The organism is Nocardiopsis sp. JB363 (genome assembly GCF_900143625.1).
Classification (GTDB): domain Bacteria; phylum Actinomycetota; class Actinomycetes; order Streptosporangiales; family Streptosporangiaceae; genus Nocardiopsis.
In genome coordinates this window covers 1-20,754 of sequence record NZ_FRFF01000007.1, presented here as the reverse complement: position 1 = coordinate 20,754, position 20,754 = coordinate 1, and the positions used below count along the sequence as shown (strand labels likewise).

Here is a 20,754-nt window from a genome sequence, read left to right as displayed (position 1 = left end):
TCCGGTCCTCGCGGCCGTAGAGTCGGCCTATGCCGAGATCTGAGGAGCGGCACCTGCCCGTACAACTCGGGGGCGCCCTGCTGGGGTTGCTCTCCCTACCGGGCTGGGTGCTGACGGCTCCGGACCGCCCCGTCGCCCTGGTGTTGCTGGTCGGCGTGCTGTACACCGCCGGGTGCGTGGCCGCCATCCCCTTGGCGGGGGACCGGTGGCCCGTCCTTCGACTGCCGGTCTGCGTGGGTCTGCTCGCCGCCGGGTGGGCGATTTTGGCCTGGATCGGACCACAGAACCCCTGGGTGTTGCTCTATGCCCTCGTGGTCATCGCCGCGTTGCTGCCCCTGTTCTGGATCCTGACCCTGACCGGAGCCACCATGCTGGGCCTCCTGGTCTGGAGCGTGGCCACCGGGGAGGTGCTCACCCGGGTCCCCGACCTGCTCATGATCGCCTCCGTCACCGCCGTGGTCGGACTCCTGGTCTCCCTGATGGAGGCCAACGTCGAACTGCGTCGCGCACGTGGGCAGGTCGCCGAATTGGCCACCGCCCGCGAACGCGAACGTGTCGCCCGCGACCTGCACGACATCCTCGGTCACAGCCTCACCACCGTCGCGGTCAAGGCCGGGCTGGCCCGCCGGGTCCTGGACAAGGGCGGCGACCCGGACTCGGCGTCCGAGCAGATCGGCGAGGTCGAGGAGCTCTCCCGGCGTGCCCTCGACGACGTGCGCGCCACCGTCGACGGCTACCGCGAGGTCCGCCTGTCGGTGGAGTTGGCCAACGCCGCCGAGGCCCTGCGCTCCGCCGGGGTGGACGCCGACCTGCCCCGCGCGATCGACGACCTCGACCCCGCCCTGCGCTCACCCTTCGGCTACGTACTGCGCGAGGCCGTCACCAACGTGGTCCGGCACGCCCATGCCGACCGCGTCCGAGTGCGACTGGGAGCCGACCACATCGAGATCACCGACGACGGCAACGGTCACCCCGAGGGCCGGTTCGGCAACGGGCTGTCCGGACTGACGGAGCGGATGCGCGCGGTGGATGGCCGGTTGCGCACCGGCACGGGACTGCTCGGCGGTGACCGTGCGGGGTTCACCGTGTACGCGTACGGCGACGGACACGCGGGGGAGTCACGATGATCCGGGTGCTCGTCGCCGACGACCAGGCCCTGGTACGGGGTGCGCTGGCCGCCATGCTCGACCTGGAGTCGGACCTGGAGGTCGTCGCCCGGGCCGCCTCCGGACAGGAGGCGCTGGACGAAGGACTGCGCACCAGGCCCGACGTCGCCCTGTTGGACGTGCAGATGCCGGGTCTGGACGGGCTGGGCGCCGCCGAACTCCTGCGCGAACGGTTGCCCGAGTGCCGGGTGGTCATGTGCACCACCTTCGGGCGCCCCGGGTACCTCACCCGCGCGTTGGCGGCGGGCGCGAGCGGGTTCGTGGTCAAGGACGCCCCGCCCGAGCACCTCGTCGACGCCGTCCGCCGCGTGCACCGGGGTCTGCGCGTCATCGATCCGCAGTTGGCCACCGAGTCGTTGGCCGGCGGCCCGAGCCCGCTCACCGATCGCGAGCGCGACGTGCTGCGCGTGGTGGCGGACGGTGCCACCGCGGCGGCGGCCGCGGCCCGTCTGCACCTGACCCCGGGCACGGTGCGCAACCACCTGTCGGCGGCCATGGGCAAACTCGACGCCCGCACCCGGGTGGAGGCGGCCCGCGCCGCCGAGGACCGCGGTTGGCTCTGAACCGGAGCGCTACCCCGGGGAGCCGTGCGGGAGGACCCACAGCTCCCGGGGATGGCGCATCATCCAGCTCTCCACCGGTGCGGTGCCCTCCCGTCGCGGGTCCAGGGCCAGGCGCGGGAAGCGCTCGAACAGGGCCCGCAACGCCACACCGAGCTCCAGTCGGGCCAGCGGTGCGCCCAGGCACAGGTGGGGGCCGTGCCCGAAGGCGAGGTGACCGCGGGTGTCCCGGCCCACGTCGAAGGTGTCCGGATCCGCCCAGGCCCGCACGTCGACGCCTGCCGCGGCGAAGCCCAGCAGCAACATCTCGCCCTCCGGGACGGGGACCCCGGCCAGTTCGGTCTCGCGGGTGCTGAAGGCCGCCGGTAGCAGGCTCACCGAGGAGTAGCGGCGCAGGATCTCCTCGACGGCCGCGTCCCACTCCACCCCGCCACCGGTGACGCGCTCCAACTGGTCGGGGTGCTCCAGTAGTGCCCGGATCCCGTTGGTCAGCGTGCCCATGGTGGTTTCGAAACCGGCCATGACCAGGAGGAACACGTTGGCGACGATCTGGTCGTCGCCCAGACGGTCCGCGGGGTCGGCCTCGGCGTCGGTGACGATCAGGGCGCTGACAAGGTCGTCGCCGAGGTTCTCGCGGCGCTCGGCGACCAGCTTCCGCAAGAAGGCCCAGGAGTCGGGGAAGACGCTCGCGTCGGTGAGTTCGAACAGTCGGCGGGCCAGGTCTCCGAGGACCGGGGCGTCCTCGGCGCCGATCCCCAGCAGTTCGACCAGGACCCCCACGGTCAGCGGCCAGGCCAGCCGTTCCTTGACGTCGACGGCGTCGGTCCCGTCGAGGTCGGAGAGCAGCCGGCCCGTGATCTCCTCGACCCGGGGGCGCAGGGTCTCCACGCGGCGCCGGGTGAAGTGCGTTTGCAGGGGTCTGCGCAGCCGGGCGTGTTCGGCGCCGTGTGTGGTGAGCAGGCTGCCGATGGCGCCGCCCACCAGCCGGGCGAGCGGGCTCCTGGGATCGACCTCGCCCTCGCGCAGGGCCCGCCAGTTGCGCGTCGCGTCACCGCGCACGAAGGTTCCGTCGCGGTCGGCCAGGACGGTGCGCAGCGGCTCGTGGTGGGTGACGGCCAGGGCGTTCACGCCGTTCAGATCCACGGCGACCACCGGTCCGGCCGCGTGCAGGGTGCGGGCGACGGCGTCGCGGTCCAGGGCCTCGGGGTCGATGCTGATGCGTTGCGGTGCCACAAAGCTCCTTCGGGGTGGGGGGCTTTGTGGGTCTACCAGCAGATCGGGCCGGAGAAACCCGTCACTCAAAAATCTACGACGTAAAGGCGCCGGTTCTCTTGCTCCCACGTGACAATGACGGATATGGACTTCTCCGATCCCCTGCCGAGGACCACCAGTGAGGAAGAGCGTCGAAGCGGTGCGCGGGTGGCGTTGCTGCCCGTGGGCAGTCTCGAACAGCACGGCCCCCACCTTCCGCTGACCACGGACACCGTCATCGCCTCGGCGTTGGCGCAGGTCCTGGTGGACGCCGACCCCGCACTGCGGTTGCTGCCCCCGCTCGCCTTCGGCTGCTCACACGAACACTCGGCCTGGCCGGGTACGGTCAGCGTCTCGGCGCCCACGTTGCACGCCATGGCCGCCGACATCGCCGCGTCGTTGCGCGCCTCGGGCACCCCCAAGCTGGTGGTGGTCAACGGGCATGGCGGCAACCACGTCCTGGCCAACCTGGTGCAGGCCTCCGGCGGTGACATGGCGCTGTTCCCCGGCCCGCACGATTGGGAGGCCGCCCGCGAGGCCGCGGGCATGGGCACCACCAACGACCGGGACATGCACGCCGGGGAACTGGAGACCTCGGTGCTGTTGCACATCCGCCCCGACCTGGTCCGGGCCGGTTACGAGGAGTCCGATCACCTGGCCGACCGGCGTGATCACATGCTCACCACGGGGCTGGGGCGGTACACGCGTTCGGGGGTGGTGGGTCTACCGTCGCGCGCCACGGCGCACAAGGGGCGTGACCTGTTGGCGTTCCTGGCCAGGTCCTTCACCGGGTACCTGAACGCGCTCGACGGGGAGTAGCCGCCACAGCAGTACCAGCACGCCGGGCAGGGCGGCGACCAGGGCGAGCAGCCCGTAGAGCACCGACACGGTCAGGCCGGTCGCCGAACCCAGCCCCGCGGCGCCGAAGGTCAGCGCGGTCACCGCCTCACGTGGTCCCCAACCACCGATGTTGGCCGGCACGCTCATCGCGAGCAGGGCCGCTATCGCCAGTGGTAGCAGGGAGAGTGCGGGGGCGGTGACCCCGGCGGCGTGCGCCGCCACCAGGAACAGGGTCACGTGCCCGGCCAGGGCCGCCACCGACAGCAGCAGGACCCCGGGCCCGGTGCCTGTGGTGAACAGGCCGGCGCGGACGTCGGCGATGGTGGCCGTCAGCGCGGGCACGCGGCGGAGGCACATCACGGCGCCGACCAAGGCCGGTAGCGCCAGGGATGCGGCGACGGTGAACAGGCCGGGGCCGAGCAGGGCGGCGGGCAGGGTGAACAGCAGGGTGGCTCCGGCGGCGGCCAGGACCACCTGCCCGGCCGCGCGTTCGAGTATCACCGCGCGTACACCGCGGGGCAGGTCGCCGGCGTAGCGTCCGTGGCCGAGTGCGCGGTGCACGTCGCCCAGGATCCCGGAGGGCAGGACGGCGTTGAGCAGGACGGCGCGGTAGTAGTCGCCGACGGCGCGGCCCCAGGGCAGACGCAGACCCACCCCGCGGGCCACCAGAACCCAGCGGGCCGCGCAGAGCACGGTGGTGGCCAGGCCGATGGTCAGGGCCGCGGTGATGGTGGGGCCGTCGAGCGAGGCGAAGGCGTCGGTGATGGACTCCAGCGGGTACCACCAGGCCAGGGCGGTGAGCAGGGCCGCGCCGATGAGCGGTCGGGCCCAGCGCCGTAGGGCCGGGGCTCTCATGGGTGGCCCGGGTAGCCGTCGGGGAGGGCGAGCAGGTCGGTGTGGTGTACGACCGCCCCGAGCTCACGACGTTCGCACTGGTCCAGGCGGTGTCGCGGGTAGTCGCTCGGGACCGAGGCGGGGTGTTGTTCGGTGGCGGCCCGGAGTCTGCCGCGTAGCCAGGCGCGGGTCAGGTCGGTGTGTTCGGGGAGCAACCGCCAGGGGCTGGGGTAGGTCAGCACGCGTCGTCCCAGGGAGAGGAAGGTCTGGGCGGTGAAGGCGGTGGCGTCGGGCCCCAGGAGACCGGCGCGGCGTTGGTGGTCGTTGAAGGCGGTGGTGATGTCGGGGTCGGCGGGGTGGGAGGGGTACAGGTCCACCCGGCCGGTGACGGTCAGGGTGAACAGGGCGGCGCAGCCGGCCTCGTCCGCGGCCCGGGCGATGGCCAGTACCTGGTCGCGGGTGAGCAGGTCGAGCAGGGCCGAGCCGGTGACCAGGTCGGTGTCGGCCAGGTCGGTGGCGCTGATCCGGTTCAGGTCGCGCAGGTGCATGCGGGCCTGGACGGTGGATCCGTCGGCTGAGGTGCGGGGCGTGTGGGCGCCGGCCAGGTTCAGCAGGCGGGGGTCCAGGTCGTGGAGCATCCAGGTCTGGGGGCCGGCCAGGCGTGGGGCGAGCCAGCGGCCTTGGGCGCCGGTGCCGCAGCCCAGGTCGGTGACGCGGATGGGGCGTCCGCCGGGGCCGGCGCCGCGTGCGGTGAGGTGGGCACGGAGGGGGTCCAGGGGTGCGGTGGCCCGTGCGTCGGTGTCGGCCTCCTCGCGCAGTGCGAGCCACTCCGGTGTGAAGGTCGCGTGCGAGTGGTCGGGCGTTGGGCTCAACGGGGTTCCTCCGTGCGGAGAGGGCCGCCGGGCGGGCGGGTGCTTTTCCTTTCAGAGTGCCAGTTCGGTCGGGCCGAAGCGCGTGGTTCGCCGAACTTCGGCCCGTGTTCTCCCTCTATGCCGGGTCTACCCGTCAGACCTTCTTGGCCAACCCGGCGTACTGGGGCAGGTCGCGGACGGTGTCGACCTCGGCGGGCTCGGGGCGCCAGCGGTAGACGGAGACGACGCCGGGCTCGACCGGTTCGAGGCCCTCGAAGAACCGGCCGAACTCTGCCACGGTGCGCATGTGGTAGGGCTGGGCGACCTTCTCCTGCCAGAGCCGCATGCCCTCCATGGTGCGTTCGCTGACTTCGGCGTCCATGTGGGCCAGGACCCCGTCGCAGACCGCGAGGAAGCTGCCGGGGGCCAGCGCGTCGGTGTAGGCGCGTACGAGCTCCAGGGCCTGGTCGAACTCGAAGTGGCCCATCGTGCCCATGAGGGTCAGGGCGACCGGCCGGTCGAGGTCGAGGGTTTGGGCGGCGGCTTCGAGGACCTTGGCGATGTCGCGCAGGTCCGCGTCCACGAAGCGGGTCCGTCCGCTCTCGGTTCCGGTCAGGAGGGCGCGGGCGTGGGTCAGGACCAGGGGGTCGTTGTCGACGTAGACCACACGCGCGTCGGGGACGAGGGCTTGGGCGAGTTCGTGGGTGTTGTCGGCGGTGGGCAGGCCGGTGCCGATGTCGAGGAACTGGTGGATGCCCTCCTCTTGGACGAGGTGGGTGACGGCGCGGCGTAGGAAGGTCCGGTCTCCCCGTGCGACGTCGACGACCTGTGGGGCCAGTTCCTTGATCTCGTCGCCGATCTCACGGTCGACGGGGTAGTTGTCCTTGCCGCCGAGCCAGTAGTTCCACACCCGTGCGGTGTGGGCGACGGTGGTGTCGATGGGCGAGTCGGTCATGGGGGCCCTTCGGTTCGGATGACCGGTGTGGGGGACCGGTTCTGTACCCGAAGTCTGCTGCCCTGGCGGGGTGGCCGGCAAGCCTGGTCGTGCCCCGGAGGAAGGCGCGTTTCCTCCGGGGCACGGTGTTCCAGGTCAGGTGGGAAGCGGGCGGTTCCCGTCCTTGTCCTGGAGCTGGGGGGCGACCTCGTCGGTGGTGGCCGCGGGCAGGTCGATGGTGTCGCGTAGGCGGGCGTCGGGCAGGAAGAACGCCACGATCAGGCCGATGACGGCGATGCCGGTGGCCACGAGGAACAGGTCGCCGGTGGCCGACCCGTAGGCGTTCTCGACGATGGTGCGCAGGAACGGCGGCATGCCGGCCAGGTCCAGGGTGCTCGCGTCGGTGTTGCCCGCGGGGAGTGAGACGCCGGAGGAGGCCAGACCGTCGGTGATGTTGTCGCTGACCCTGCTCGCGAGGATGGCGCCCAGGACCGAGACGCCGATGGTGCCGCCCAGGGATCGGAAGAAGGTGATCGATCCGCTGGCCGCGCCGAGCTGGCTCAGGGGCACGGAGTTCTGGACGACCAGGACCAGGTTCTGCATGGACATGCCCACGCCCACGCCGACGCCGAGCATGCCCAGGGAAACCAGGTACAGGGGTGTGTCTGCGTCGATGGTGGACAGCGCCAGGAAGCCGATGGTCAGGGTGACCAGGCCGGTCAGTACGTAGGGCTTGACGCGCCCGGAGCGGGAGACCATCCATCCGGCGATGGTGGAGGCGCCCATGGTGCCGAGCATCAGCGGGGTGGTGAGCAGTCCGGCGGCGGTGGGCGAGTAGCCGCGGGCGAGCTGGAAGTACTGGCCCATGAACACGGCTCCGCCGAACATGGCCATGCCCACGGCGACGCTGGCCAGGATGGCGATGGCGGTTTCGCGGCGTGTGATCAGGTGCAGGGGGATGACGGGCTGGGACACACGGCTTTCGACCCATACGGCCAGGGCCAGGAGGATCAGGCCGCCGGCGACCATGGCGACGCTCTGCCAGGACAGCCAGGCGAAGGATCCGCCGACGAAGGTGACCCACAGCAGGAGGGTGCTCACGCCCGCGGCGATGAGGGTGGCGCCGAGGTAGTCGATGCGGGTATCGGTTTTGCGGATGTCGGTCAGGTGCAGGGTGCGGGCCAGGACGACGAGGGCGACCAGCATGAAGGGGATGCCGATGAAGAAGCACCAGCGCCAGCCCAGCCAGGAGATGTCGGTGAGGGCGCCGCCGATGAGGGGGCCGCCGACGGTGGCCACGGCCATGACCGAGCCGAGGATGCCGTTGAGCCGACCGCGTTCCTTGGGGCTGACGAGCGCGCCGATGATGGTCTGGACCAGGACTTGGGAGGCTCCCATGCCCAGGCCCTGGATGGCGCGGAAACCGATGAGCTGTCCGGTGCTCTGGGCCAGGCCGCACAGGAGTGAGGCCAGGATGAACAGGACGATGGAGATCTGGAGGAGCAGCTTCTTGTCGAAGAGGTCGGCGAGCTTGCCCCACACGGGTGTGGACGCGGTGGAGGCGAGCAGGGTCGCGGTGACCACCCAGGTGTACTGGGATTGGGTCCCTTGGAGGGAGCCGACGATCTGGGGCAGGGCGACCGAGACGATCGTGCCGCTGAGCATCGTCACGCCGAGCACGATGAAGAGTCCGGTGAGGCTGCGCCTGACCGACTTGCGTGCGGTTTTTTGGGATTGAGGGGTACTCAAGGGCAGACCTCTGGAACTGGAAGCTGAGCGCGCGGGTGGAGAGAAAACCTGCTTGATGGGCAAAAATACAGAGTAAGAATTTTTGCAGTGAATGCACAATATCATCGCGGGTGCGGACATGAAGTGAGAAACAGACGAGAACCGGGTCACACCCTGGAAGGCATCAGGCCTGTTCCAGGACATGGCGCAGGGCCCGGGCGGCCTCGTCCCAGCCGCGGAGTTCGGTTCGGCGCGCGCGTGCGCGCACGCGCCACCGGTGGCGCGTCCGGGGCTCGCTCAGCCAGATGCGCAGCTCTCGGGCCCATTCCTCGGGCGCACCCGGGGCCACCGATATCCCGGACCCGCCCAGCGCCTCGGGTACTCCGCCCACCGCGCTCGCCATCACCGGTACGCCCCGGGCCAGGGCCTCGGTGACCACCATCCCGTAGGTCTCGGCCAGGGAGGGCAGCACCAGGAGGTCGGCCCGGTCGTAGGCGGCGTCCAGGTCCGCGCCGTGCAGGGGGCCGGTGAAGCGCACGCCCGCGGGGGCGGGCAGGGGCCGGCCCGGGCCCACGCACACGCATTCCCAGTCCAGGTCGGTGAGGTGTTCCAGCGCCTCGAAGAGCACTCGGTGGCCTTTGCGGGGGGTCAGCGAGGCCACGCAGAGCAACCGGGGTGGGGAACGGTCGGGCGCCGTGCCACGGGCGAGCGGGGCGGCCGCCACGCCCGGGGGCACCACGGCCACTCGGGGCAGGTCGTGGTGTGCGCTCAGGTGTCGGGCCGCCCACTGTCCGGTGGCCACCACCAGGGCGCACGATCCCAGCACCCGGCGTTCTCGAAGGTCCAGGTCGCGGGCGGTATCGGGGTCCAGTCCGCTCTCTTGGGCCAGGGGCAGGTGCACCAGCACCACCAGGCGCAGCCGGTGCGCGCGGGGAACGATCACCTCGGGCAGCGCGCAGGCCACCAACCCGTCGAGGAGCACCCGGCCACCGTCGGGCACCAGGTCCAGGGCCCGCTCCAGCGCCCGCACTTCGCGGGGGTCCGGGCGCGGCCACGCGCCCGGCAGCCGGATGATCCGTAGTCCCGCCCCCGCCCTCGCGATGCGCAGGTCGTACAGGGTGCCGCCACTGGGCGTGGACGAGGCGGGGATCAGGAACGGGATCGTCACAGGTCGCGTTGGTAGCGGGCCCAGGCCACGTGCGACTCGTGCAGGGTCACCGTGATCGAGGTCAGCCCTTGTGCGTTGGGACCCATCGCCCCTTGGGCGACGCGCTCGGACAGACGGTCGGCGATCACCTTGGCCAGGTACTCGGTGGAGGTGTTGACGCCGGTGAACTCGGGGACCTGGTCGAGGTTGCGGTAGTTCAGCTCACCCACGACCTCGCCCAGTTCGCGAGTGGCGGCGCCGATGTCCACCACGATGTTGTCGGGGTCCAACTCGGGGCGGTGCAGGGTCGCGTCCACCACGAACGTGGCCCCGTGCAGGGCCTGGGCGGGGCCGAACACCTCACCCGTGAAGCTGTGCGCGACCATCAGGTGGTCGCGGACGGTGACGCTGAACACGTGGTCCTCCTCGCTCGGGGTCAGTGGTGGGGCGGGTCGTAGGTGATCTGGTGGCACAGGGCGGGCCTGTGCCCTCGGGCCAGGTCGGGCAGCAGGGCGGGGAGTTCCTCGAAGTGGCTCCGGCCGCTGAGCAGGGAGTCGAAGGCGGGGTCGGTGAGCAGGCGTAGCGCCAACGCCAGGCGTTGGGCGTGGTCGTAGCGGGATCTGCGGGCCGGTGAGATCATGCCGACCTGGCTGGCGCGTACGGCCAGGCGGCGGGAGTGGAAGTCCTCGCCCAGGGGCAGGATGACCTGCCGGTCTCCGTACCAGCTCAGTTCCACGACCTCGCCTTCGGGATGGAGCAGTTCCAGGCTGCGGATGAGGCCGGCCTCGCTGGCGCTGGTGTGGAAGACCAGGTCGCGGTCGCCGGTGGCCTGGTGGGGGAGGGCGAATTCGACCCCCAGGCGTTCGGCGACCTCGGCGCGGTCGGGGTCGACGTCGACCAGTTGTACGCGGGCGCCGGGCATCCGGGAGAGCAGGCGGGCCACGCAACAGCCCACCATGCCGGCGCCGACGACGGTGACCTGGTCGCCGATGAGGGGAGCGGCGTCCCACAGGGCGTTGACGGCCGTTTCGACGGTGCCGGCCAGGATGGCGCGATGGGCGGGGACGCCTTCGGGTACGGGTGAGACGGCCGAGGCGGGGACCACGAAGCGGGTCTGGTGGGGGTAGAGGGTGAACACGGTGCGCCCTCGCAGGTGCGAGGGGCCTTGTTCGACCACGCCCACGTTGAGGTAGCCGTACTTGAGGGGTCCGGGGAAGTCGCCTTCCTGGAAGGGGGCGCGCATCACGCCGTACTGGTTGGGCGGCACCCCGCCGCCGAAGACGAGGGTCTCGGTGCCTCGGCTGATGCCGGAGTGCAGGGTGCGTATCAGGACCTGGTCGGGGGTGGGTTCGGGCAGGTCGACCTCTCGGATCTCGCCTTGCCCGGGGGAGCGTACCCAGAAGGCGCGCGCGGTCCGTCCCATTCGTTCATCTCCCTTCGGTGGCGTCGGCCTGGGGCAGGCGTCGGCGCCACAGCCCCGCCACGTCGCGTGTGAACGACCACAGCAGTGCGGTCAGTGCCGCGGCCACGAGGGTGGCCGTGGCCGGTGGGGGCAGTATGCCCGAGACGGCGACGGTGAGCACGATGGGTTGGGCGGCGGCGATGGTCTTGCGGGCCATGGCGGCGGGCAGGGGTGCGCGTAGCGGGGGCGAGAACATGGCGGCGGCGCCGAAGAGGTAGCGCATCGACCCGATCAGCAGTACCCAAGGGCCCAGGTCCTGGGCGACCGGGACGCTGAGCACGAGGATGAGGAAGGCGTCGGCCTCCATGTCGAAGCGTGCGCCGAAGTCGGAGCAGGTGCGGGTGCCGCGTGCGACGAGGCCGTCGACCGCGTCCAGCGCCATCGCGGGGACGACGACGGTGATCAGGGCCCAGGTGTGGTCGCCGTCGACGACCAGGGCGGTGGCGCCGCCGATGAGGACGACGCGGGCCAGGGTGACCAGGTCGGCGGGGCCCAGCGACCGGTGGCGGTAGTGACGTAGGGCGGCCCACAGCAGGACCGTCGCCAGGAGCGTGTACAGGGTGGCGGCCGTCCAGCCGGGTGCGCCCAGCCCGGTGGTGGCGGTCAGCAGTGTCAGCAGGGCGGCTTGGGCGCACAGGGCGGTGGTGAGGGCGGTCTTGGTGGGGTCAGCCACGGGGACCGCCGGCGCCGGAGCCGGGGGTGTGGTCCAGGTGGGGGAGGTCGTGGCCGAGCCGGTCGCGTTTGGCGGTCAGGTAGTCGATGTTGTCGGTGTGGGCGTCGACCAGCAGGGGCAGGCGGGTGGTGACCTTGATCCCGTGGTCCTGGAGGACGTGGACCTTGTCGGGGTTGTTGGACAGCAGCCGGATCGAGCGTACGCCCTGGTGGCGCAGGATGCGGGCGGCCGGGGCGTAGTCGCGTACGTCCACGGGCAGGCCCAGCGCGGTGGCCGAGTCCACGGTGTCCAGGCCCTGCTGGTCCTGTAGACGCATGGTGCGGACCTTGTCGAGCAGGCCGATGCCGCGGCCCTCGTGTCCGCGCAGGTAGACCAGTACGCCGCGGCCTTCGGTGATGAGGCGGTCCAGTGCGGCGTGGAGTTGGTCGCCGCATTCGCAGCGCAGGGCGCCGAAGACGTCACCGGTGACGCATTCGGAGTGCACGCGTACCAGGACGTCCTCGCCGTCGGTGACCTCGCCCAGGACCAGGGCGAGGTGTTCCCGGTGATCGGCGGGGTCACGGAAGGCCAGGCAACGCAGGTGTGTTCGGCGCAGGGCCAGTCGGGACTCGGCGACGTCGTCCTCGCCCAGTGCGTGTTCGCTCATCGACCCTCTTCTCTCACCGCCGGATGCCGCACACCCGGGCGCCTGCCCCACCACCGAGAGGATCAAACCCGGTTCAGGGCAGGCGGATCCGGATCTCCCCGCCCAGGGTCGCCTGGCCCTGCAAGGTCAGGGAATCGCCGCTCCAGAACCGGCCGGGGTCGTAGTAGCCGGGGCGTTTGCCCTGGGGCAGCAGACCCATCTCCTGGTAGGTCAGGGCGACGACCTCGGCGCAGTAGGCGGTCTCCAGGCGTCGCTCGCGTGCGGCGCGGGTGAAGGGCATGCGGCCCAGGGCCCAGCGTCCGGCGAGTTGGGCGGTGGAGGGGAAGGGGGTGCCGTTGAGGCGGGCCACCGCGCGCAGGGCCGCGTCCTCCATGGTCCGGTCGGCGAGGGGGTCGAGTTGGCGGAGCCAGCCCTGTTGTCCGTAGCGGCGTCCCCACACCAGGACGGCGTCGCGCAGGTCGTGCAGTTGGACCCCGCGTTGGTGGGTGCCGGTCCACATGTCCACCAGGGATCGGCCCAGTTCGGCGTGCCACATGAGCGGGGGCAGGTCGTCGATGACCAGGGACATTCCGACGTGGTTGACGGGACTGTTGGTGGTGATCTGGATGGCCCGGTCGGGCACGCTGGTGCCCCGGAACACCCACAGGTCTCCGGTGCGGGTCGACTCCACTGCCTCGTCCAGGGACATGCTCGTGTTCGTCACGGGGTCTAGCCTAGGAGCCATGAAGTGGTGGAAAGCGTGGGGAGCGGCTGCTTTCGTGGGTGTGGCGGCCACCGGGGTGGCGATCGCGCGTGCCGAGCGGCAACGTCGTGCCTACACCCCCGACCAGGTCAGGGAGCGTCTGCACGCCCGGGTGGCCTTGATCGGTCGGGGTGAGGACGGTGGGGCCACGGCGGTGGAGGATCCGCCGGTGGGCCGGGCGCGGGCGCTGTGGCGGCGCCTGTCCCGCAGGGTCTCCGGACCCCGATGAGCCCTCAACCCTGGATGTAGGACAGCAGGTTGCGTTCCACCTGCGGGTCGGGGGCCGACTTCAGGGGTGGTTCGCCCCGTTCGCGATCCCAGGCCAACACGTCGGCGGCGGTGGTCTCCAACGGGGTGGAGGGCAGACCGACCTCGCGGGCGCGGCTGAAGTCGCGTTGGAACGACTGCTCCCAGGTGCGGTCGGGGCGCACCAGCGGGAACCTGGCCATGACGGTCTCGGGCGGCACCAGCACCAGGTCAACGCCGGCCTTGGCCGCCTGGGCGCAGGTGTGGATCATCTCGGACAGGGTGAGGGGTCGGGCCGGTCCCATGGCGTTGAACGTTCCCGGCAGGTCCTGTTCGAGCAGTTGCACCACCAGGTGGGCCAGGTCGCGGACGTCCAGGATCTGTACGGGTTGGCCGGGGTCTCCGGGCAGGACGACCTGTCCGCCTCGGGCGGTTCTTCGTACCCAGTAGGTGAACTGGTCGCCGTTGTCGTGGGGGCCGGCGAGCATGCCGGGGCGCACGATGGTGGCGCGCTCACCGAAGTGGGAGTCGAGTTCGTGTTCGCAGGCGACCTTGAGCGGCCCGTAGGTGGTGGCGCCGATCACCTCGGAGTTCCACTCGGGTTCCCGCAAGGGGGCCGTCTCGTCGGCTCCGGGACCGGCGCCGGGAGCGTAGACGGCGTTGGTGGAGATGAACAGGTAGCGCGCCACCCGGTCCTGGAGCACCCGGGCGGCCTGGCGCACATGTCGGGGGACCATGCCGCTGACATCCACCACGGCGTCGAAGGAATCCTCCTTGAGGGAGGACAGTTCGCCGTCGTCGCGGTCTCCGACCAGGCGTTTCACTCCAGGGAAGAGGTCGGTGCCGGTCCGGCCCCGGTTGAACAGGGTGACGTCGTGGCCCCGGTTCATGGCGTTGGTGACGATGAACCGGCCCACGAAGGAGGTACCGCCCAGTACGAGAATCCGCATGAGTATCGACTCTAGCGGGACGTCACCGCAGTACCCTGCACCGGCACCGGTGGTGGTTCACAGAGGTTTGTCCAAAAATCCGACGTTTTCGAGCAGGGTGATGTGGTCGGTGCCCAGAGTGTGAAGGAAAGCACCGATGTCGCGGTGCGGCGCCCGGTGCAGGGGAGCGCTGGTACGTACCAACCCCACCTGGGACAGGCCCTCACCGCCCAGACGAGAGGCGGGGGTGGCGGGAGGGTCGACCCGGTACAGGCGCCAGGCGCTGCCCCTGGGCGCGGAGGCCAACAGCATCATCGGCCGGCTCCACACCAACAACGCCCAGGCCTTGGGCCCTTGGGCGTGCACCAGGACGGGACCCTCGCATTCCCCGTCCAGGAGTTCCACGACCCGGGCCGCGACGGGGACGGGGTTGGTGAAGGAACCGTGGACCCGGTACAGGCCGGAGTCGAACTCCACCGTCCAGCCCGGGTCGCCCGAGCGCGCGAGGACACCGGCCGGGTGGTCCTCCTCCCGGGGGGCGGGTTCGGGTGGTGCGGTGGCCGGGACCAGGGCGGTGAGCGTGCCCTGCCCGGTGCGGGTCAGGGTGTTCAGGTGTGATCCCAGGGTCAGGGCGTGTCGCCCTTCGGAGTCCTGCCACTCCAGGAGTCCGCCGTGCGGGGGGTGGCCGTCGGGGACGACGCGGGCCTCGGCGGTCATACCGGCCTCGGTCAGGGTGCGCAACGCCTGTTCGGTGTCCTCCTCGGGCCAGTCCCCGGGCAGGGCCAGCACCACTCGCTCCGGGGACAGATGCCGGGCCAGGGCGTGCAGTGTGGGTGCGTCGGCGCCGCGCAGCGGAGCGTACAGACACAACTCGTCCACGGAGCCCCGCGGCAGCTGGGTGAGCAGGGAGTCCTCCCCATCGTGCAGGACCCGCACCCGGCTCTCGACGGGTTCGGTCAGCAACAGGTCCTCCACGAGCTCGGCCACCTGGCTCAGACGCTCGGCCATGGGGGCCGGGACCGAAGGCGCCAGGGCGATCAGACGCAACCACGCGCCCAGGTCGGCCAACGCCCAGGGCACCCCCTCGGGACCACCGCTCAGCACGGTCCACGGGCGCGTCCGCGCGGCCGGGGCGCCACCGCCGAACGCCGCCACCACGTGTGCCTCCCCCACCAACAGGGTCAGTTCGGGCAGTGGGTCGGGGTCGGTGGTCTCGATCAGGGCCAGGGTGCGGCCGGACCGGGACAGCGCCGCGGGCTCCGCTCCGGGCGCGGCGGCGCCGAGCACGGTGACCGCGGCGCCCATCTCCTGCGCGGTGGGCAGCACGTGGCGTTCCAGGGCGGGCAGGTCGATGCGGCTACCGATGAACACGAACTCGCGCAGGGCCGCGCCATCGGTACGCGCGGGCCATTCGCGCAGTAGGGCGAGCGGGGACAGGGTCACGGACGGGCCTCTTCTCACGCTGGGGACGTCGTCGAGTTTAGTTACCCCGGTAGGCGGGTCGCGCGTGCGGGTGCGACGATGAGGGCGATGTCGGAGAGCCCGCCTTGTCGATCGCTGCGCGCCGGGGTGTTCACCCTGGTGTGCGCGAGCCTGTCCGCGATCGGACACGCGGTGAGCTCGGGGCAGGACGTGCCGCTGTCGGGGTTGTTGCTCGGCGGTGCGCTGGTGTGGGCGATGGCCTGGGCCTCGACCACACGGCGGTCGGGGCTGTGGGCGTTGACCGCCCGCATGCTCTGGGGCCAGTTCGCGCTGCACGTGACCTTCAGCGTCGCGCAGGGGTGGGGCGGCGGCCACGGTGACCACGGCGTGGGCGAGATGGCCGCGCAGTCGATGTCGGCGTGGGCGATGATCGCGATGCACGTGGTCATGGCGTTGATGAGCGCCTGGTGGCTGCGGTTGGGGGAGGACGCCCTCTTCGCGTTCTTGGGGTTCATGGCGCTGTCTTTGGTGCCGTTGTTGTTGGTGGTCGGGGCGCTGTCTCGCCCGGAGCCGGTCACCGCCCCCCGGTTCATTCCACTCGATCGGCCGCTGCCGGCCGGGCCGTCGGTACTGCGCCACACCCGGGTCCTGAGAGGCCCCCCGGTGCTGCTCGCCGCGTAAGCGCGGCCTTGGCGTGTTCCCTCGACGCCTCGTGGCGTCGTCAGGACGTGCGCGCCCTCCTGATCCCGTTGATGGGCCCCTCGGGCCGTGCCGTGGTCGGGTGTTCGCGCGTGCGATGACCGAAGGCTCGACTGTGATGACCGTGAGTGAAGACGGTGTGCGCGTGGCAGTGGTGACCGCACCGAAGACCTTGACCGAGAACCCCCCGGACCTGTCCCGGCTGGCGTTGCGCGCCGGGCGGGGCGCCCCCGAGGCGATCGACGCGCTGTTCGCGCTCACCCGTGAGGACGTGCGGCGCTACATCGCTCGTCGGGTCGATCCGAACTGGGTGGAGGACCTGACCCAGGAGACCTACACCCGTGCCCTGCGCGGCCTGCCCCGTTACTCGGGCCGGGCGCCGGTGCGGGCGTGGTTGTTGTCGGTGGCCCGCCACACCGTGGTGGACCGCTACCGGCTGCGTGAGCGCACCCCGCGTACCGACCCGTTGGGGGACGTGGAGGGCTGTCTGGGTGTCGGGGCGGCCTCCCCGGGCCGTTTCGACGAGTACCTGGCGTTGGCGGCGCTGCTGGAGGAGTTGCCCGAGCAGCGGCGCCGGGCCTTCGTGCTGACCCAGGTGTACCGGGTGCCCTACGCCGAGGCGGCGGCGCTGTTGGGGGTGCCGGTGGGCACCGTGCGCTCCCGTGTGGCGCGCGGGCGCAGGGACCTGGCCCGGCTGGTGCGCGAGGCGGCTTGAGAGCCCACCGCGTGACCTTGGACGTTGATCAGACAAGAATGGAAAGACCTGACATGAACGAACCCGTGACCGCCCGATTCGCCCCGGCCCGGCTGTGGCGTCCGGTGGGTGCGGCCGTGGCCGCGACCGTGCTGTTGAGCGGGGTGGCCTGCTCCGCCGGTGGTGGTCTGGACGAGGTCGAGCACTACCTGGACCTGTCCGATGAGCCGATGGCGGCCTCCCAGGTGGAGTTGGCGGCCGTGGACGGTGAGCCGTGGCGGTTCACCGACGTGGATCCGGACCGGCTGACCCTGTTGTTCTTCGGATACACGAGCTGCCCTGACGTGTGCCCGATGACCATGGCCGAGATCGACCTGGCCCTGGAGGAGGCGGGGCCGGTCGCCGAGGACGTGGACGTGGTCATGGTGACCAGTGATCCGGCCCGTGACACCGATGAGCAGTTGCGTTCCTGGTTGGACCGGTTCGACCCCGGGTTCCAGGGGGTGCGGGGCGAGATCGAGGACATCGTGACGGCCGCCGGCGACTATGGGATCCCCATCGAGGCGCCGCAGGAGACCGAGGGCGACTACCTGGTCTCCCATGGTGGGCGGATCATCGTCCTGACCGGTGGTGGTGAGGCGGCGGGCATGTTCGACGAGGGGGTGGAGGCCGACCAGGTGGCCGATCTGCTTCCGGTGCTGGCCGAGGAACTGCTGTGAGCGGGCCCTCCCGACGCGGCCTGTTGACCGGTGGTGCGGCCGGCGCGGTGGGGTTGGCCGCCGGTGGCCTGTGGGGCGTGGGTGTGAGCCGACCGGAACCCGATCCGGCCCTGGCGGTGACGCTGTCCCGGGGCGGGCCCCGGAACGGGTTGCCGCCGGCCCTGCTCACCCCCACCCCGGCCCATGTGCGGGTGGTGGCGTTGGAGGTGGTCGGGGACGGTGGCGAGGAGGTGGCGGCCCGGGCCCGTGAGGTGGTGGAGTCCTGGCGGGACGAGATCCGGGCGTTGCACGAACACGGGCTGGAGGGGGTGGTGGAGGGTGCGCCCACCCAGGGGCTGCGTCCGGCCTCGCTGGGCATCACCCTGGGGCTGGGCGGCTCGCTGCTGGAACGTTCCGGTCTGGGCGGGCGGCGGCCCGAGGAGTTGGCGGACCTGCCCGACTTCGCCGGCGACCGGCTCCGCCAGGAGTGGTGCGGCGGGGACCTGATGCTGCACGTGGGGGCGGAGGATCCGGTGGTGTCCGGGTCCGCCGCCCGCCACCTGGTGGGCCTGGCCGGTGACCGGGTGCGGGTGCGGTGGGCGTTGCCGGGCTTTCGGCGCGGCGCGGTCACCGCGAAGGACCCCTCGTCGACCCCGCGCAACCTCATGGGCCAGATCGACGGCACGGTGAACCCGCACCCGGACCAGGCGGTGTTCGCCTCGCAGGTGCTGGCCGTCCACCCCGACCCGGCGACGGCGTGGATGGACGGTGGCGCCTACGTGGTGGTGCGGCGTATCCGCATGCTGCTGGACGGCTGGTTCGCGATGCCCGAACACGAACGGGAGCAGGTGGTGGGTCGGCGTCTGGACGACGGGGCGCCCCTGGGTGGTTCGAAGGAGGACGATCGGCCGAACCTGGTCGCCCGCGACGACGCGGGGCGGTCGGTGATCGCCCAGGACGCCCACATCCGGTTGGCCTCGCCGGAGAACACCCTGGGGGCGCGCATGCTCCGGCGCGGCTTCGACTACGACCTGGGGTGGGACTCCCAGGGGCGGGTGGACGCGGGCTTGTTGTTCACCGCCTGGCAGGCCGACCCGCGTACCGGTTTCACCGCCGTGCAGCGGAGCCTGGACGAGGGCGGGGACGCGCTGGGCGACCACATCCGGCATGAGGGCAGCGCGGTGTTCGCGGTGCCTCCGGCGGGGGAGGACGGGCAGGTTCCGGACCCGGAACTGTGGGGGTGAGCGACGCCACCTGGTTTCCACCCGAGTGGTGGGAACCAGGTGGGTCCCGTGGACGACGTGTCGGGGTGAGCGAGCGTCCCCGATGAAAGGCACCCCAATGCGCAACCCGCGTCGAAGCACCCTGGCCGCCCTCCTCCTGTGTTCGGCGTTGGTCGCCTGCGGCACCACCGACGACCCCGGCGAGGCCGAACCCGCCGAGGCGGTCGCCGAACCCGGTGGACAGGCCCGCGTGGGGGAGTTGATGGTCGAGGACGCGTGGATGCCGGAGCCGGCCAACCCCGAGGTGGGGGCGGTCTACCTGGCGGTCACCAACTCCGCCTCGGCCGACGACGCCGTGGTGGGGGTGCGCACCAGCGCCTCACCGGAGGCCGGTCTGCACCGTGGCGAGAGCACCGAGGAGGGTGCCTCGACCATGCGCCCCGTCGAGGAGGTCCCGGTGCCGGCCGGCGGTACCACCACCTTCGTCCAGGGTGGTTATCACGTGATGGTCGAAGACATCCCCGACCCGCTACGGGTCGGGGACGAGGTCACCGTCACGCTCGATTTCGCGAGTGGGGTCGAGGCTCGGTTGGAGGTTCCGGTGCGGGAGATGACCGGGGGCTCGGACCAGGACGATCACTCCGAGGGACACGGCCACCACTGAGGTCGCCCGCGCGCCACCCCAGCACCGTGTCCACCATCAGGAACAACAGCAGGGACACCCCCAGGACCGGCATGGCCCAGGCCAGGACGGCGGCCAGGGCCACCACCGTCGTCTTCAGCGGCCACGACAGGGCGAGGAGGGAACCGCGGGGGTGGGCGCGTCCCATCCCCGCGCGCCCACGGGTGGGCCTGCGCTGCCACCAGGACCGGTAGCCCAACGCGATGGCGTACAGCAGGCCGCCGGCCAGCACCGTCATCAGGATCTGGTTGGCCACCCCGAACAGCAACCCCATGTGCAGGTCCACACCCCATCGGGCGAGTTTGGCCATGAGGGGGTGGTCGGCGAAGCGCACCACGTCGATCACCTGACCGGTGTCCTGGGCCAGGGCCGCCTCGTCGGCCCGGGTGGGCCAGGAACGGTCCAGTTGGGTGATGACGTAGGGGGAGACGTGGTCGGCGGGCAGCTGGATCGTGAGGGGGCCGTCCAGCCCCGCCCCGCGCGCCGAGTCCAGGGCGGTGTCCACGCCCGCGTCCACACCCGGGTTCGCCGAGAGGGTGTCGGTGGCGGCCACCGGGGTGGTCCACGACAGGGTCTCGCGCAGATCGGTGACGTTTTGACCGGCGAACTTGGACCAGGTCAGGCCGGTCGCCGAGACCATCAACACCCCCACCAGCAGCCACACGCCCAGAACCGCGTGTCGGGAGACGGTACGGGAGCGTCCGGTGGCGGGGCGCCCGTTGGTGGGGCCGGACCACAGCAGGGCGCGCACCCCGCGGCGTCGGGTGCGGCCCACCCACAGGGCCAGCCCGCCCAGGGCCACCAACCACACCCAGCTCGCGGCGAGTTCGCTGTAGACGCGCCCCACTTCGCCCAGGTGCAGGTGGCGGTGGAACTGGCTGATCCAGGTGCGCACCGGCAGCGCGCCGCTGGTGCCGTAGCTCTCGCTCACCCCGACGACCTCGCCCCGGTGCGGGTCGACGAACACCGCGGTCTGCGCGCCCGAGTGTGCGTCGGGGTCGTGGCCGGGGACGTCGAGCAGGACCCGGGTGGTGTCGCCGGGTTCGGTGGGTGGGCGCACCGAATCGGCCCGGGACCCGGGGAACTCCGCCTCGGCGGTGCGCAACTGTTGGGTCAGGGGGACGCTCGCGGTGGCCTCGGGGACCCGGAGCAGGTCCTGGTAGAGGGCGTTCTCCATCTGCGGGGTCCACACGTAGAGCATCCCGGACACGGCTGCCACGGCCACGAAGGGGGCGATGAGCACCCCGGCGTAGAAGTGCAGGCGCAGCACCAGGGGGCGTAGTCGCGCCCACACCCCCGGTGGTCGGGCGGGGGCGGGGGGTTGTTG

The 20,754-nt window shown here is 71.6% G+C and carries 23 protein-coding genes; 9 read left to right on the top strand and 14 right to left on the bottom strand.

Annotated elements, in window-relative coordinates; genetic code table 11:
* Window positions 1-29 precede the first annotated feature (29 nt).
* Entirely contained in the window at window positions 30-1,127 is a 1,098-nt protein-coding gene (locus BQ8420_RS02165) for a sensor histidine kinase (RefSeq protein ID WP_087096099.1), read from the top strand.
* A complete protein-coding gene (locus BQ8420_RS02160) occupies window positions 1,124-1,729 on the top strand; it encodes a response regulator transcription factor (RefSeq protein WP_087096098.1) in 606 nt (201 codons plus the stop codon). Before BQ8420_RS02165 ends, BQ8420_RS02160 begins: the two co-directional genes overlap by 4 nt.
* 9 nt (window positions 1,730-1,738) lie before the next feature.
* Here BQ8420_RS02160 and BQ8420_RS02155 read toward each other — a convergent pair whose 3' ends face one another.
* On the bottom strand, window positions 1,739-2,959 hold the full coding sequence (locus BQ8420_RS02155; RefSeq protein WP_087096097.1) for a cytochrome P450: 1,221 nt from the start codon (window positions 2,957-2,959) through the stop codon (window positions 1,739-1,741).
* A gap of 123 nt (window positions 2,960-3,082) precedes the next feature.
* On the opposite strand from BQ8420_RS02155, the gene BQ8420_RS02150 reads away from it, so the two are divergent.
* Window positions 3,083-3,796: a creatininase family protein gene (locus tag BQ8420_RS02150; protein WP_087096096.1), complete on the top strand. Its 714-nt coding sequence runs from the start codon at window positions 3,083-3,085 to the stop codon at window positions 3,794-3,796.
* Here BQ8420_RS02150 and BQ8420_RS02145 read toward each other — a convergent pair.
* From BQ8420_RS02145 to BQ8420_RS02100, 10 genes are all read right to left on the bottom strand, one after another.
* Window positions 3,701-4,672 (bottom strand): lysylphosphatidylglycerol synthase transmembrane domain-containing protein, encoded by a 972-nt coding sequence (locus BQ8420_RS02145; RefSeq protein ID WP_087096095.1) that lies wholly within the window; start codon window positions 4,670-4,672, stop codon window positions 3,701-3,703. The two genes, BQ8420_RS02150 and BQ8420_RS02145, sit on opposite strands and share 96 nt — an antisense overlap.
* The gene (locus BQ8420_RS02140) at window positions 4,669-5,523 is read right to left on the bottom strand and encodes a class I SAM-dependent methyltransferase (protein ID WP_087096094.1); all 855 of its coding nucleotides are present in this window, start codon (window positions 5,521-5,523) and stop codon (window positions 4,669-4,671) included. The genes BQ8420_RS02145 and BQ8420_RS02140 overlap by 4 nt, the downstream gene beginning before the upstream one ends.
* 133 nt (window positions 5,524-5,656) lie before the next feature.
* Complete coding sequence (locus BQ8420_RS02135; protein ID WP_087096093.1) at window positions 5,657-6,457, bottom strand: SAM-dependent methyltransferase; 801 nt, start codon at window positions 6,455-6,457, stop codon at window positions 5,657-5,659.
* Between the two features lie 135 nt (window positions 6,458-6,592).
* Window positions 6,593-8,185 (bottom strand): MFS transporter, encoded by a 1,593-nt coding sequence (locus tag BQ8420_RS02130; RefSeq protein WP_087096092.1) that lies wholly within the window; start codon window positions 8,183-8,185, stop codon window positions 6,593-6,595.
* A gap of 163 nt (window positions 8,186-8,348) precedes the next feature.
* Window positions 8,349-9,332 carry a glycosyltransferase family 4 protein gene (locus BQ8420_RS02125; protein WP_087096091.1) on the bottom strand — a complete coding sequence of 328 codons (984 nt, stop codon included), beginning with the start codon at window positions 9,330-9,332 and terminating at the stop codon, window positions 8,349-8,351.
* Entirely contained in the window at window positions 9,329-9,727 is a 399-nt protein-coding gene (locus BQ8420_RS02120) for a 6-carboxytetrahydropterin synthase (protein ID WP_087096090.1), read from the bottom strand. The genes BQ8420_RS02125 and BQ8420_RS02120 overlap by 4 nt, the downstream gene beginning before the upstream one ends.
* Before the next feature lie 20 nt (window positions 9,728-9,747).
* The gene (locus BQ8420_RS02115; protein WP_087096089.1) at window positions 9,748-10,734 is read right to left on the bottom strand and encodes a zinc-binding alcohol dehydrogenase; all 987 of its coding nucleotides are present in this window, start codon (window positions 10,732-10,734) and stop codon (window positions 9,748-9,750) included.
* Between the two features lie 4 nt (window positions 10,735-10,738).
* A complete protein-coding gene (locus BQ8420_RS02110; protein WP_235005873.1) occupies window positions 10,739-11,446 on the bottom strand; it encodes a CDP-alcohol phosphatidyltransferase family protein in 708 nt (235 codons plus the stop codon).
* On the bottom strand, window positions 11,439-12,092 hold the full coding sequence (locus tag BQ8420_RS02105) for a GTP cyclohydrolase II (RefSeq protein ID WP_087096088.1): 654 nt from the start codon (window positions 12,090-12,092) through the stop codon (window positions 11,439-11,441). The genes BQ8420_RS02110 and BQ8420_RS02105 overlap by 8 nt, the downstream gene beginning before the upstream one ends.
* A gap of 73 nt (window positions 12,093-12,165) precedes the next feature.
* Complete coding sequence (locus BQ8420_RS02100) at window positions 12,166-12,780, bottom strand: hypothetical protein (RefSeq protein ID WP_087096087.1); 615 nt, start codon at window positions 12,778-12,780, stop codon at window positions 12,166-12,168.
* A gap of 34 nt (window positions 12,781-12,814) precedes the next feature.
* Between BQ8420_RS02100 and BQ8420_RS02095 the strand changes: the two genes are divergently transcribed.
* Window positions 12,815-13,063 (top strand): hypothetical protein, encoded by a 249-nt coding sequence (locus BQ8420_RS02095; RefSeq protein ID WP_087096086.1) that lies wholly within the window; start codon window positions 12,815-12,817, stop codon window positions 13,061-13,063.
* Window positions 13,064-13,067: 4 nt separating this feature from the next.
* Here the strand turns inward: BQ8420_RS02095 and BQ8420_RS02090 are convergent, their stop codons facing one another.
* Both BQ8420_RS02090 and BQ8420_RS02085 read right to left on the bottom strand, forming a co-directional pair.
* Window positions 13,068-14,030 carry an SDR family oxidoreductase gene (locus BQ8420_RS02090; protein WP_087096085.1) on the bottom strand — a complete coding sequence of 321 codons (963 nt, stop codon included), beginning with the start codon at window positions 14,028-14,030 and terminating at the stop codon, window positions 13,068-13,070.
* 57 nt (window positions 14,031-14,087) lie between these two features.
* Window positions 14,088-15,452, bottom strand: coding sequence for a hypothetical protein (locus BQ8420_RS02085; RefSeq protein WP_087096084.1), 1,365 nt, complete (start codon window positions 15,450-15,452; stop codon window positions 14,088-14,090).
* A gap of 78 nt (window positions 15,453-15,530) precedes the next feature.
* Between BQ8420_RS02085 and BQ8420_RS02080 the strand changes: the two genes are divergently transcribed.
* The 5 genes from BQ8420_RS02080 (at window position 15,531) to BQ8420_RS02060 (ending at window position 19,409) form a co-directional block, all read left to right on the top strand.
* Window positions 15,531-16,112, top strand: coding sequence for a hypothetical protein (locus tag BQ8420_RS02080; protein WP_087096083.1), 582 nt, complete (start codon window positions 15,531-15,533; stop codon window positions 16,110-16,112).
* 136 nt (window positions 16,113-16,248) lie between these two features.
* The gene (locus tag BQ8420_RS02075; protein ID WP_087096082.1) at window positions 16,249-16,845 is read left to right on the top strand and encodes a sigma-70 family RNA polymerase sigma factor; all 597 of its coding nucleotides are present in this window, start codon (window positions 16,249-16,251) and stop codon (window positions 16,843-16,845) included.
* A gap of 53 nt (window positions 16,846-16,898) precedes the next feature.
* Window positions 16,899-17,543 (top strand): SCO family protein, encoded by a 645-nt coding sequence (locus BQ8420_RS02070; protein WP_087096081.1) that lies wholly within the window; start codon window positions 16,899-16,901, stop codon window positions 17,541-17,543.
* Window positions 17,540-18,766 carry a Dyp-type peroxidase gene (locus BQ8420_RS02065; protein ID WP_087096080.1) on the top strand — a complete coding sequence of 409 codons (1,227 nt, stop codon included), beginning with the start codon at window positions 17,540-17,542 and terminating at the stop codon, window positions 18,764-18,766. Before BQ8420_RS02070 ends, BQ8420_RS02065 begins: the two co-directional genes overlap by 4 nt.
* A gap of 82 nt (window positions 18,767-18,848) precedes the next feature.
* Window positions 18,849-19,409, top strand: coding sequence for a copper chaperone PCu(A)C (locus tag BQ8420_RS02060; protein WP_235005872.1), 561 nt, complete (start codon window positions 18,849-18,851; stop codon window positions 19,407-19,409).
* Here the strand turns inward: BQ8420_RS02060 and BQ8420_RS02055 are convergent.
* Window positions 19,300-20,754 (bottom strand): PepSY domain-containing protein (locus BQ8420_RS02055; protein ID WP_143847066.1); only part of this gene is annotated, 1,455 nt, incomplete at its 5' end. The genes BQ8420_RS02060 and BQ8420_RS02055 overlap by 110 nt on opposite strands.